At 68.9% G+C, this 12,344-nt stretch carries 8 protein-coding genes and 4 pseudogenes; 8 read left to right on the plus strand and 4 right to left on the minus strand.

Going from position 1 to position 12,344, the window contains the following annotated elements:
• Positions 1–266 precede the first annotated feature (266 nt).
• The 4 genes from ACZ4TG_RS37985 to ACZ4TG_RS38000 all read left to right on the plus strand — a co-directional run bounded on the left by ACZ4TG_RS37985 (position 267) and on the right by ACZ4TG_RS38000 (position 3,162).
• The gene (locus ACZ4TG_RS37985; RefSeq protein ID WP_468172985.1) at positions 267–644 is read left to right on the plus strand and encodes a VOC family protein; all 378 of its coding nucleotides are present in this window, start codon (positions 267–269) and stop codon (positions 642–644) included.
• Positions 645–989: 345 nt separating this feature from the next.
• Positions 990–1,259 carry a hypothetical protein gene (locus ACZ4TG_RS37990; RefSeq protein WP_468172988.1) on the plus strand — a complete coding sequence of 90 codons (270 nt, stop codon included), beginning with the start codon at positions 990–992 and terminating at the stop codon, positions 1,257–1,259.
• A gap of 687 nt (positions 1,260–1,946) precedes the next feature.
• Positions 1,947–2,735: a sulfite exporter TauE/SafE family protein gene (locus ACZ4TG_RS37995; RefSeq protein ID WP_468172990.1), complete on the plus strand. Its 789-nt coding sequence runs from the start codon at positions 1,947–1,949 to the stop codon at positions 2,733–2,735.
• A 37-nt stretch (positions 2,736–2,772) separates the two neighbouring features.
• Positions 2,773–3,162 carry a TOBE domain-containing protein gene (locus ACZ4TG_RS38000; RefSeq protein ID WP_468172992.1) on the plus strand — a complete coding sequence of 130 codons (390 nt, stop codon included), beginning with the start codon at positions 2,773–2,775 and terminating at the stop codon, positions 3,160–3,162.
• A 101-nt stretch (positions 3,163–3,263) separates the two neighbouring features.
• Here ACZ4TG_RS38000 and ACZ4TG_RS38005 read toward each other — a convergent pair.
• Both ACZ4TG_RS38005 and uvrA read right to left on the minus strand, forming a co-directional pair.
• A pseudogene (locus ACZ4TG_RS38005) lies at positions 3,264–3,437 on the minus strand (helix-turn-helix domain-containing protein); the annotation flags it as partial.
• A 176-nt stretch (positions 3,438–3,613) separates the two neighbouring features.
• A complete protein-coding gene (gene uvrA / locus ACZ4TG_RS38010; RefSeq protein ID WP_468172995.1) occupies positions 3,614–6,082 on the minus strand; it encodes an excinuclease ABC subunit UvrA in 2,469 nt (822 codons plus the stop codon).
• 459 nt (positions 6,083–6,541) lie between these two features.
• Here uvrA and ACZ4TG_RS38015 point away from each other — a divergent pair.
• Together ACZ4TG_RS38015 and ACZ4TG_RS38020 are read left to right on the plus strand one after the other, a co-directional pair.
• Positions 6,542–7,081, plus strand: a pseudogene (locus tag ACZ4TG_RS38015) (Scr1 family TA system antitoxin-like transcriptional regulator); the annotation flags it as partial.
• 1,785 nt (positions 7,082–8,866) lie between these two features.
• Positions 8,867–9,271, plus strand: a pseudogene (locus ACZ4TG_RS38020) (Mu transposase C-terminal domain-containing protein); the annotation flags it as partial.
• Between the two features lie 293 nt (positions 9,272–9,564).
• Here ACZ4TG_RS38020 and ACZ4TG_RS38025 read toward each other — a convergent pair.
• Positions 9,565–9,996, minus strand: a pseudogene (locus tag ACZ4TG_RS38025) (alpha/beta fold hydrolase); the annotation flags it as partial.
• Positions 9,997–10,039: 43 nt separating this feature from the next.
• Entirely contained in the window at positions 10,040–10,648 is a 609-nt protein-coding gene (locus tag ACZ4TG_RS38030; RefSeq protein WP_468172998.1) for a TetR/AcrR family transcriptional regulator, read from the minus strand.
• A 141-nt stretch (positions 10,649–10,789) separates the two neighbouring features.
• Here ACZ4TG_RS38030 and ACZ4TG_RS38035 point away from each other — a divergent pair, with 141 nt between their 5' ends.
• Both ACZ4TG_RS38035 and ACZ4TG_RS38040 read left to right on the plus strand, forming a co-directional pair.
• Positions 10,790–11,593 (plus strand): alpha/beta fold hydrolase, encoded by an 804-nt coding sequence (locus tag ACZ4TG_RS38035; RefSeq protein WP_468173001.1) that lies wholly within the window; start codon positions 10,790–10,792, stop codon positions 11,591–11,593.
• Positions 11,590–12,207, plus strand: coding sequence for a dihydrofolate reductase family protein (locus ACZ4TG_RS38040; RefSeq protein WP_468173003.1), 618 nt, complete (start codon positions 11,590–11,592; stop codon positions 12,205–12,207). The genes ACZ4TG_RS38035 and ACZ4TG_RS38040 overlap by 4 nt, the downstream gene beginning before the upstream one ends.
• The last annotated feature ends 137 nt before the right edge of the window (positions 12,208–12,344 follow it).

Consider the following 12,344-nt stretch of genomic DNA (forward strand, 5'->3'; position numbering starts at 1 on the left):
TCGACTGGTACAACTACCACCGACCCCACACCGGCATCCAAGGCCAAACACCCGCCAGCCGCGTCACCAACCTCCCCGGACAACACACCTAGGCCATCCAGCGGACCAGTGCCAACCGAACAGGATCGCCCAGGGCATGCAGCACAACAGCCAGGTCCAACTCCTCAAGGCCGAGCCGTCCCACTGATCCTCCTCGTCTTCGCCGGCGTGACACCCGTAGTAAGCAGATCACTTCGATGTTTCGGGAAAGCGAAATGATCTAGGAGATGGCCGTGCCAGTGCTCGCCACCCTTGCCCGCGTCTACGTCGACGACTTGGACGTGGCCCTGCCGACCTTCGTCGAACTCGCCGGAGAGCAGCCGCGACTGCGGTTCACCTATCGCGACCTGGAACTCGCGAGCGTCGGCGGCTATCTGCTTCTGGCAGGTTCGGAGGAAGCTCTCGCTCCGTACCGCGGCACCCACGCCACCACGATCGCGGAGTCCATCGACCAGGTCCTGCGCATCACTGAGCGACACGGCGGGGAGATCCTCGACGGCCCCAACGAGGTGCCGACCGGCAGCAACCTGACCGTGCGACACCCTGGCGGCGCGACCATCGAGTACGTGCGGTGCCACGCGACCGCACGATCAACCCTGGCGTGAGCTGGTCCAGCCGACCCGAAGCGGGCCCGTGCGACGGTGACGTCAGAGTCGGGGTTCTGGCCCAACTTCTGTGGAACAGCACCGCGCGCGCTCGTGCCGGAACCGGACCACGCACTGACCTGCTGGCTCTTGCCGTCCAGGGTTGCGATGAACTGAGCGTCGAGCCCTCACCACGGAAGTTGAGCCAGAACCTGAGTCGTGGCAGTGGTTGTCCACGAGTTTGGGAGGCGGTCCGATCTGCCCAGGATCGATGTTCACGAAGACGGGAGGCACCCCCGCGGTGGCCGCCTCCCCTGTGCGGGGGATACGGTCGCGACCTTCGGACGATGTCCGGACACCGGACAGGTGGCGACGATCAAGGGGCATGCCATCACACCCCGAGATCGGAGCCTCACCGTGTTGAAGTGGACCCTGCGCGCCACCGCCGTCCTCGCCATCGCCGCCGCCATCGCCGCCCCCGTCGCCGTGACCGCACCCGAAACAGTGGTCGCCACACCCTATGTCGCAGTCGCAGTCGCAGTCGCCGTCGGCGCGCCCAGCCCCGATGACCCGCGGGCTGAGCTCACCTCCGCAATGAGCGGGAAGTCGCGGTTGGACTATCCCGTCGTCTTCTAGGACGCCCGGGGGACGCTCGGGCCTCCAGGTCGTTCTCCTGGGCCAGCACACGACAGCCCTGGCATACGGCGAACGACCTGGAGGAGCGGACCGGCCGCCTGTTGTCTTTGGTCTGCGCGGAGCCGGCGGCCTCGATGCGGATCCCTGGGCGTTGCCCTCACGCCGCCAGACCGTCGGTTTCTTCAAGGAACTGCTCCAGCCCCCCTGGGAGATCCCCCGGCCGGTCGACGGGGACGCTGAGAGTCTCGCCGACAATTGGTGGCGGGGCTGTGCATGTACCAGGCCGGGATGTTCCCCCTGGCGCGAGGCGCGGTGAGCGCCGCGGAGCTCACAGCCCTCCGGACGGTGGCCTACCGGCTCTCCGCGTACGTGGGCCTGCCGCGCGGGTGGCAGAGGCGATGCGCGACCTGCGGGTCACGGTCTACGAGTGTGCCTCGCAGCGATAGTTGTCACCGGCGCTGGTGGCCGGCCTGCGACTTGGCGCCGGATTCTCAACGTGGTCTGTCACCAGAGTTACGAGCCTGTTGTCACCCACGGCATGTTCTCAGCCGTAGTTGTCACCGCGCTGGCAAACGAGCGAGCAGGTGCTCCGGAGCCGTCATGAACATCGCATTACGGTTCTGCCCTGTGGCCTCGGAGCGTTCCGATACTGGTGGGACGAACGGGGAGCGGGGAGCGGGGACAACTGTGGAGTGGACGATCTGGGCCGGCTTCGCCGCCGGACTGCTGATCTCGACGCTGACCGCGCCGGTCGGTGTGTCCGGGGCGGTCTTCCTCCTCCCAGTCCAGATCAGCGTCCTAGGCGTGCCCAGTCCGGCCGTCACCCCGACGAACCTACTGTTCAACGTGGTTGCCGGGCCCGGGGCCCTGTGGCGCTATCGCCGGGACGGCGCTTTGCGCGGCGGCCTGGCCCGACGCCTGGTCTTGTGGACCCTGCCCGGCGTTACCGCAGGCGCCGCCATCCGCGTCTTCGCCCTCCCCGGGCCCGGCGCCTTCCGGATCCTGGTCGCCGCTCTCCTCCTACCGCTCGGCACCTGGCTGTGCCTGCGCACCCTGCGCCCCGCCTCCCACCGGCCGCATCCCGATACGGCCGAGCCGTCTCCGGCCGCCCTCGCCGCCCTGGCTCTGGCCGTCGGTGTCGTCGGCGGCATCTACGGGATCGGAGGCGGCTCCCTCCTCGGCCCGGTCCTCGCCGCGCGTGGCATGCCTCTGGCCCGCATCGCGCCGGCCACGCTCGCCGCGACGTTCACCACCTCCATTGCCGGCGCCGCCGCCTACACCGTGCTGGCCACCGCCAGCCCGGGGCCCGTCGCCCCCCACTGGTGGCTCGGTCTGGCCAGCGGCACCGGCGGTCTGATCGGCGGCTACCTCGGCGCCCGCCTCCAGCCCCGCCTCCCGGAAACCTTCCTGCGCCTGCTCCTGGGCACCCTGGCCGCTGGCATCGGTGCCCTCTACGCCTTCCAGACGCTCGCTTGATCAGGTGCTCTCCCCTGTCCGGACCAGGGTGGGCGGCGTGCACTGCTACACCGTCAGCGAGGCTGCCGAACTCCTCGGCGTGAGCACCGACACCGCCCGCCGCTGGGCCGCCGCGGGACGCTTCCCCGCGACCCGGCAGGGCAGCAAACGCCTGATTCCGGGCCCGGGCCTGGCCGCGTTCTGCGTCGAACTCACCAACGAGAACGCCGACGAGACGCAATCGACTACCTCAGCCCGCAACGCCATGCCGGGCATCGTTACCAAGGTGATCCTCGGGGACGTCACGGCCCAGGTCGAGATCCAGGCCGGCCCCCACCGCGTGGTCTCCCTGCTGACCCGCGAAGCCGTCGAAGAACTCGGACTGGAGCCAGGCGTCTCGGCCACCGCCCGGGTCAAGTCCACCAGCGTCCACATCCACGTCGGCTGACCTCCGCCTGCCTCCCATCCACCCTGCAAGCGACAGCAGTGGAGTGCATTGCAGGGAAGGCATTCTGCCGGGAGGGGAGCATCGGCGCAGGCCAGGTGCCGTGGCCAACTGTGACGCTCGGACTGGCCAACTACGATTTTCTTGATCTCGCGCCGCTCAGGCAGCGTGAACGTCTTGGGCCGGCCGCCCTTGTGCTTCGGATACAGCGACTCGAAGCCGTCGGCGTTGAAGTTGTGGATCACATCCCGGACCCGGTCGTCACTGGTGAACGACAATGAACGACACCTCACACCGACAGCAAGATACGCCGTGTCGCCGAACTCATCGTGGCATGGCCCCAGACGGGACACCTCGCAAGCGGTATCCGCCACAAGCTGGAACGCAGCATGGCGACGCGCGCGACCCTGCGCCCCGAACCCGGCTGACCGGTGCTCAGCCCCTCGCGCCGTCGTCAGGAGCGCGCGAGCCGGGCCGCGAGGTAGGGCGCGGTGGCGCTGCGGCGGGCTCTCGCCACCTTGGCCGGCGGGCCCGCCGCGACCACCCGCCCGCCCGCGTCGCCGCCGCCCGGCCCGAGGTCGATGACCCAGTCGGCGGTGGCGATCGTGTCCAGGTCGTGCTCGACGAGGACGACCGTGTTGCCGGCGTCGACGAGCCGGTGCAGCTGTCGCAGCAGCAGCGCGACGTCCGAGGGGTGCAGCCCCGCCGTCGGCTCGTCGAGCAGGTAGAGCGCGTGGCCGCGGCGGGCCCGCTGCAGTTCGGTGGCCAGTTTGATGCGTTGCGCCTCACCACCGCTGAGTTCCGTCGCGGGCTGCCCCAGCCGCAGGTACCCCAGTCCCACCTCGCGCAATGTCTCCAGACTGCGGGAGGCGGCCGGGACGGCGGACAGGAATGCGGCCGCGGCGTCGACGGACAACCCCAGCACTTCCGCGATGTTCTTGCCGCGGTAGGCGATTTCCAGCGTTTCGGCGTTGTACCGGGCGCCCTGGCAGGCCGGGCACGGTGCGTAGGTGCCCGGCAGGAAGAGCAGTTCCACCGCGACGAATCCTTCGCCCTGGCAGGTCTCGCACCGTCCTTCGGGCACGTTGAAGGAGAACCGCCCGGCCGAGTAGCCGCGCGCCTTGGCCTCGTCCGTCGCCGCGTACAGCTTGCGCACCGCGTCGAACATCCCCGTGTACGTGGCCAGGTTGGAACGGGGAGTTCGGCCAATGGGCCGTTGGTCGACCCGGACCAGCCTGTCGAACGACTCGACCCCCGACGCGTCCTGGACGTCAACTACCAGCTGCGCCTCATCGGGCTCCTCGGGTACGAGTCCGAGGTGGCCGCGGACGACCTCGGCGAGCACCTGCGTCACCAGTGTCGACTTTCCGGAACCGGACACGCCCGTCACCGCCGTCAGTACGCAGAGCGGTACGTCGACGGACACGTCGTGCAGATTGTGGCGGGAGACGCCGCTCAGGTGCAGCCAGCCATGCGGTGTGCGCGGGCGGTGATCGAGCGGTTTGGCGCGCCCGAACAGGTACTGGCTCGTGGCCGACTCCGCCACCCGCTCCAGACCGGCGACCGGGCCGCTGTACAGCACGCGCCCGCCGCCCTCGCCCGCCCCGGGGCCGATGTCGACCACCCAGTCTGCCCGCCGTACGACGTCCATGTCGTGCTCCACGACGAACAGCGAGTTGCCCGCCGCCTTGAGGCGGTCCAGCACGTCCAGCAGCGGTTCCGCGTCAGCCGGGTGCAGGCCCGCGGAGGGTTCGTCGAGGACGTAGACGACGCCGAACAGCCCCGAGCGCAGCTGGGTGGCGATCCGCAGGCGCTGCGCCTCGCCGGGCGACAGAGTCGTCGAGCGGCGCCCGAGGCTGAGATATCCGAGGCCCAGGTCGAGCAGTACGTCGACCCGCGCGACCAGATCGCCGCAGATCCGGACCGCGACCTCGGTCGTCTCCCCGGATCGGGCGGTCGACGTGGTGGCGTCGGCCTCGGACCGCCCCGCGACGGGCCGCAGCAGCCCCACGACCTTGGTGAGCGGCATCGCGTTGATCTCGGCGATGGAACGTCCGGCGAAGGTCACGGCGAGCGCCTCGGGCCGCAGTCCGCTGCCGTGACACTCCGGGCAGGGCACACTCCTGACGAACCGGAGCGCCCGTTCGCGCATCTTCTCGCTCTTGGAGTCGGCGAGGACGTGCATGACGTGCTTGCGGGCGCTCCAGAACTTGCCCTGGTAGCCGTAGTCGACGCGGTCCTCCTCCGGCTCGATGTACACGGAGGGCTGCTCGTCCGTGTACAGCAGCCAGTCCCGGTCCTTCTTCCTGAGCCTGCGCCACGGTCGGTCGATGTCGATCCCCAGGCCGCTCACGACACTGCGCAGGTTGGCTCCCTGCCAGGCGCCCGGCCAGGCGGCGATCGCCCCCTCGCGGATGCTCAGCGAGGGGTCCGGGACGAGCAGGTCCTCGGCGACGTCGTGCACGACGCCCAGTCCGTGGCACTCCGGGCAGGCCCCGGCCGCGGTGTTGGGTGAGAACGACTCGGCCTCCAGCCGTGCGGCCCGGGGCGGATAGGTGCCGGCGCGGGAGTACAGCATGCGCAGCAGATTGGACAGCGTGGTGAGGGTGCCGACCGTCGAGCGCGAGCTGGGCGACCCGCGTCGCTGCTGCAGGGCCACGGCCGGTGGCAGTCCGGTGATTTCCTGCACGTGCGGTGCACCGACCTGTTGCAACAGCCTTCGGGCGTACGGTGCTACGGACTCGAAATAGCGCCGCTGGGCCTCCGCGTAGAGCGTGCCGAACGCGAGCGAGGACTTGCCCGAACCAGAGACGCCGGTGAAGGCGACCATCGCGTCCCGCGGAACGTCGACGTCGATGTTCCGCAGGTTGTTCTCACTGGCGCCCCGGACATGCACGAAGGGGTCGGTCGCGTCCTTGTTCACCGTTCCTGATTACCTGATCGCGTCGGGAACCGCGCGACAGGAGCCGTCACCGGGCCTCGCTCACACGAGCGTCCGGATCGTTGATTCGATTCGAATGGACCCAACAGCCGCGTGCGGACCTGAGCGGCCCCACCGGCGTGACGTCGGGACGCGCAGACGTTGAGTGACGACACGTTGCCCGCCTGCCCGCCTGCCCGCCCGCCCGGCTATCCCGGGCCGGTACCCGTGTGACGGCCCCGCTACCGCGCCCGGCGGCGGGGCCGTCGTCAGCGCCAGATGGGTGAAAGGTCATGGCATCTGGGTGAACCCTGCGGGGGCTGTGCACGCGGCTGCGTTCGCGTGCTGTGACACTCGTCGGCAGGGGCTCGGTGATCATGAACCGCACGGTGCGTTCGCCCGGGTCTGGCCGCCTCGATTCCTGTGGCTGGTGGAGAGTCCGGAGCCGGAGGTAGACCGCCCGTGGCGGTGAACGCAAACCCGACCGTCAGGAGACGTCGGCTGGGAGCGGAGCTGCGCCGGCTCCGCGAGGTCAGTGGACTGACGAGTACGCAGGTGGCCGAACGCCTGTTGATTTCTCAGCCCAAGATCAGTCACTTGGAGAATGGCCGCCGGGCCATCAAGCCCCGTGATGTGCGGGATCTTTGCGGCCTTTACGGAGTCGCAGACCCGCAGGTCATCGACTCGTTGATGCGGATGGCCACGGATTCGGACCGGTAGGGCTGGTAGGTGGCCTGCGGCGAGCTCCCGTACGCCGTCTACATCGGCCTCGAGACGGCAGCCGTCTCGATCCGCTCCTACGAGCCGATGGTCATCCCGGGCCTGCTGCAAACTCCCCCATACGCGGCTGCGGTCATCGCGGAAACGATCCCTCTGGCCACGGAGGAGCAGATCGCCGTGCGCCGCGAGGTCCGGTTACGCCGTCAGCGCCGGGCCCACCACCCCGCCCGGCCCTTCCGCTTATGGGTCGTGCTGGACGAATCGGCACTGCACCGACTGATGATCTGCGGGGTTTTATTGGTGGTGGTTCGGCAGTGTGATGTCAGTGTTGGAGTTGTGGGGTTGGTGAGGTTTCCTGTGTTGACGTGGTTGCTGATTGGGTGTTGATGTTTTTGGAGGGCGGCTGGTCGGTTGGTTGCGGGTCGGAATGAGGGTTTGATGGTTTGGCTGGTCGTGGGGCTGGTGGGGGTCGTTTGTCGTGGGGTTTCCATTCGCCGTGGTGTTGGCTGTTGAAGGAGTGGTTGCTGGCGCGGATGGTTGCCTGGACGCGTTTCGCGGCGTTGGCATCTGACTGTTGGAGTGGGTTCGTTCCCAGTAGCAGCCTTTGATGTCGGTGGTGTAGTGGGTGTCTGTTGTGACCTCGGTCCTGATCAGGAGGGCTCCCGAGCCGAAGATTTTTCCTGTTGCTCTGAGTTTGTTCTGTTTCCCTGCCTGGGCTGGCAGTTTTGTGATTTTGTCTTTCTGGGGATGGTCCGGGCAGAGTGTCAGTGCCCCGGTGATTTCCGCGACCTGTCCGGGGGAGCCGGTTGTCGCCAGGTAGTTCCAGCTCTCCGAGCTGTTCTGGGCACACGTCCCGTAGTGGGTGGTGAGGCTGCTGGTCTTGTCGGGGCTTCGGTATGCGGTCTGGACGGCGTGCTACTCGACCTGGGACATCACTTCGCCGGTGACAGTGGCTTCGCATATGTCGTGTTCCAGTGCCCAGGCCTTGTGGAAGTCGGAGTAGTGGCTGGAGGCACAGCGAATGGTTGCCGTTACCGGTAGGGGGCTGGTGGTGCAGCCGCTGTTGTGGGTGGGGCGGCCGGGGGTGCCTGGACCGGGTTTGAGGCGGTAGGAGCGCCGTGTGGAGGGCTGCTGCATCCTGCAACTACCGGGACCGTCAGGACCGCACCCGGCGTGGCGGTCAGGTGGTAGTGGATGCTGGTTGCGGTTGGGCGTAGTGCTTCGGCATCTCGGCTGCTGATGAGGGGGAAGAGGGTCTGGTCGGGGTTGCGCTGTTGCAGCCGGCTGTAGGTTTTTGCCGCGGTCAGCAGGGGGCGGGCCCAGCCGGGGACGGGGTGGATCCGGCAGTGGCGTGGGCTGTGGTGTCGTGGACTTTGACGACGGCCGCTGTCTCGTCGATGTGGATGCCGCGGATCAGGGCGAGTCGGGCCGTGCTTGTTCCGGTGAGGGCGTGAATGGCCGTGGCTGCCGAGTGCGGGGGATGGGCGATGCGGTGCAGGCGGTGGGCCAGGCCGGCTTCCTGGTCCCGGCGCAGGTCGGGGCCGGCGGGTTCGGGTGATGGAGAGAAGACAAGCGTGGTGTGGTCCGCGCCTGGGCGGGGGGCGCGGGCGGGCGGGGTGACTTCTGTCCCGAGGTGATGAGGGGCGCGGTCGTCCAGGCTCTCGGTGGGCCGGTGCGGGCTGAGGCTTGGGGTGTCGGCTGCTGATGCTGCGGTTGTGTAGAGGATGGTGTGGGCCTGGTCGAGGCGTCGGTCACTTGGTGTTCCAGGCCGCCGAGTAGCTGGGCCAGTGCTTTGTCTTCAGGCCGGTGCCATAGGAGGGTGAGGTGGATGCCGGTCCGCTCGCGTAGGGCGAGGAGTTGTCTGTGGCGGGCGTGGGTGAGGCGGTCGGTGCGGCAGACGGCCAGCTGGTGGATGCCGTGGGCGAGTGTCCAGGAGGTTGCGGCGTCCCACGCGGGCGCCAGGGAGTCGGCCCGGGTCCCGTGTGGGGCGCTGTGGGCGGGGAGTCGTTTGCTTACACCCCGCACCTGAAGGGGACCGTGAAGGGCTTGAACCGGGCCGTGGAGTCGATGTTCCTGGCGGCACTACCCGGCTATGTCCGTCAGCCGCGCCCAGGCAGGCGCCGGACACGGCCCAAGGACGAGGTGCTGCTCGACTTCGAGGACTTCACCGCTCGCCTGCTGGACTGGGTGGAGTGGTGGAACACCTCCCACCGTCCGGAGCCGCTGAACGGAAAGTCTCCGCTGCAGGCATGGGAGGCCGACCCGACTCCGGTCCGGGAGGTCAGCCCCGAGGAACTGTGGACGTTCACGCTCGAGGACGACGGCCGTGTCCGGGTGATTTCTACCCGTGGTGTGCGGTTCCGCAGGCGGGACTATGTGGGGCCGTGGATGAGCGGCCTGGCGGGTACCGGGGTCAGGGTGCGGTTCATGCCGCACCACGATCACCGCATCGAGGTCTTCGACGCCACGACCGGCCGCTACCTGGGCCCCGCGACCGTCGCGGACGAGGCAAGCCCGGAGCAGATCACCGCGGTCCGTACGGCGCGGGCCGCGCGCAGCCGGCGCCTGCGTAAAGACCTCACGTCGGCGCAGCGTGAGCGCTACGCGGCGGTCACCCGGCCGGGGAAGCCGGAGCGGCTCGGCGCTGTGTCCGCGGTAGAGGCCGGCGAGGAGCTCGCGGAAGCCGACTGGGCAGACTTGTCGAGGCTTGCGCTGCCGGACCTGATCCCGCCGTCCGCTCCGCCGGCCGAGTGGCGGACACCTCCCGGCCAGGAGCCGAGCCATCCGCCGATCTCCGCGGGGGTGTCCGGGTTCGGGCCGCCGGGGCCGGCTTCGACGAGTACGAGGGCGCGGATGAGTTCGGGGTGCGCGGCAGCGGTGAGCATGGCTGTGTTGCCGCCCATCGACTGGCCTATCAGGATGGGCTGCCGCAGGTCGAGCTGTTCTGCCAAGGCGACGACGTCGGCGACGTAGGCGGCGCGGGAGAGATCTCGTGGGCGGCGTTCACTGGCGCCGTGGCCGCGCTGGTCCATGGCGACGACCCGGTATTGGTGGCTCAGGCCTCGGGAGATGTCGTCCCATTCGCCGGCGTGGCCGGCCAGTCCGTGCAGGAGGACCAGGGGGTGTCCGTCTCCGCCCCGGTCACGGCAGGAGATGCGGACGCCGTCGCGGATGAGGGTGCGTTCGGACCTGGTCATACGGCCTTCTCTCAAGAGGTGGTCGGATGGGGGCTTTGCCGGGTCAGCGGTAGGCGGCGAGGAAGACGCGTACGCCGGCTGCGGCGTAGTGGTCGAGGTCGGCGTCGGTGTGCTGGGCGCTGCCGGTGAACATGGCCTTGTTCACCGGGATCCACAGCAGGAGACCGGAGAAGTGGTTAGCGGCCAGGAGGGCGTCCTCGATACGGAGCAGTCCCTGGTCGGCCAGTCGCTGGAAGGTCGCCGCGAGAGTGGCGAGCCCTCGTTGGAAGCCCCGCTCGTACCATTCGGTTCCCAGGTCGGGGAAGACGTCGGCGTTGGCGATGATCAGGCGCCGCAGCTGGATGACCTGGGGGTGGGTGAGGGTCGTCAGGAACTGGCGGGCGAGCCGGGTGAGGCTCTCTTCCAGGTTGGCGGCGTCGGTCGGGATGCCGGCCAGCAGGTCGATGGTGGTGTCGAGCCGGTCGGTGGTGGCCAGGACGATCTCGGCGAACAGCTTCTCCTTGTCCGCGAAGTGCTTGTAGACGGTCTGTTTGGACACCGCGGCCCGCTTCGCGATGTCGTCCATGCTCGTCCCCGAGTACCCCTTGTCGAGGAAGACGCTGGTCGCGGCCTCCAGGATCGCCTCGTGCTTGCGCGCTGAACGGCTGTCCATCATCGACTCCTTCTCCATCCGTCTCGCCCCCCGCAGAAGAGTACTGGACTGACCAGTACTCATATGGGTACTGTACCGTCTAGTTCCGAAGCGCAGGGTTTCTGGCCCTGCGTACCGCGCAGACATTTGGAGTGGCTTCTCATGGACAAGGTGTTCTCCGCAGACGGCACGGCCATCGCCTACGAGCAGCAAGGCGCAGGGCCTGCCGTAGTGCTCGTCGGCGGCGCCTTCATGACGCGCGGCGATTCCGCCGCCCTCGCCGGCCTGCTGGCCGAGCACTGCACCGTGATCACCTACGACCGCCGGGGCCGCGGCGACAGCGGTGACAGCGCGGCGTACGACGTCCAGCGCGAGGTGGAGGACCTGGACGCGCTGATCGAGCGCGTGGGCGGCGAGGCGATGCTCTTCGGCATGTCCTCGGGCGCCGTGCTGGCCCTGGAAGCCGTGGCCCGGGGCAGCGCCGTGACCCGCCTGGCCGTGTACGAGCCGCCCTTCATCACCGACGACAGCCGCCCGCCGCTGCCCGTCGACTACGTCGCCCACCTGACGGAGCTCGTGGGGCAGGAGGCGTACGGCGATGCCGTGGCCTACTTCATGACCGCGGCCGTTGGCATGCCCGCCGAGGCCGTCGCCGCAATGCGCCAGGCCCCCTTCTGGTCCGGCATGGAGGCCACCGCACGCACCCTGCCCTACGACGGCCAGGTCATGGGCGACACCATGTCCGGCCGGCCGCTGCCCGCCGACCGCTGGCAGTCCGTGACCATGCCCGTCCTCGTCGGCAGCGGGGACGCGGGCGCACCGCACATGCTGAGCGGGGCGCGGGAACTCGCCGCGCTGGCCGACAACTTCTCCCTCCACGTCTTCCCCGGCCAAGAACACGGCATCGCCCCGGAGGCCCTCGCCCCTGTCCTGACCGGCTTCTTCACCACCGGGGAGCAGGCGTGAGCAAGGTCTTCGCCAGCCTGGGCATGTCCCTGGACGGCTTCATCGCCGGGCCCAACTCCCACCCCGACAACCCGCTCGGTGACGGCGGAATGCGCATCCACGAGTGGGTCTTCGGCGTCGAGAGCTGGCGGGAGCGCCAGAGCATCAAGGGCGGGGAGACCAACCAGGACGACGACATCGTCCAGGAGAACTTCACCCGCGCCGGCGCCTACATCATGGGGCGGCAGATGTTCGCCGGAGGTGAGGTCGGCTGGCCCGACCCGCCGCCCTTCCGCGCCCCCGTCTTCGTCCTCACCCACACCCCGCGCGAACCGTGGGTGCGGCAGGGCGGCACCACCTTCACCTTCGTGACCGAGGGGATCGACAGCGCGCTGGCCCAGGCGCGCAAGGCCGCGGGGGACAAGGACGTACAGATCTCCGGCGGTGCGGACACCGTACGGCAGTACCTCGCCGCCGGGCTGCTGGACGAGCTCCAGATCCACCTCGCACCCCTCGTACTCGGCTCGGGAGTCCGCCTCTTCGACGGCGTCTCACCGGATCTCAGCCTCGTGCCCACACGGGTGGTCGACTCCCCCCAGGTAACTCACCTCACGTACCGGATCACACCGTCCTAGACCGCTACTCGACGGCTGCCGTGCCGCGCTTGGCCGTCCATGTGCGACACCGCAGGTGATTGTCACTGGGGTGCTGCGGTAGTTGTCATCGTGGGTGGGTCGTCATTGATGCTGGTCAGGGGTGGGCGTGCTCCTGG

It is taken from the genome of Streptomyces sp. NPDC028314, from assembly GCF_055565795.1.

Coding starts and splice junctions, on each gene's coding strand:
- ACZ4TG_RS37985 (WP_468172985.1), top strand. CDS start 267: ATGGCCGTGCCAGTGCTCGCCACCCTTGCCCGCGTCTACGTCGACGAC.
- ACZ4TG_RS38030 (WP_468172998.1), bottom strand. CDS start 10,648: ATGGACAGCCGTTCAGCGCGCAAGCACGAGGCGATCCTGGAGGCCGCG.
- ACZ4TG_RS38035 (WP_468173001.1), top strand. CDS start 10,790: ATGGACAAGGTGTTCTCCGCAGACGGCACGGCCATCGCCTACGAGCAG.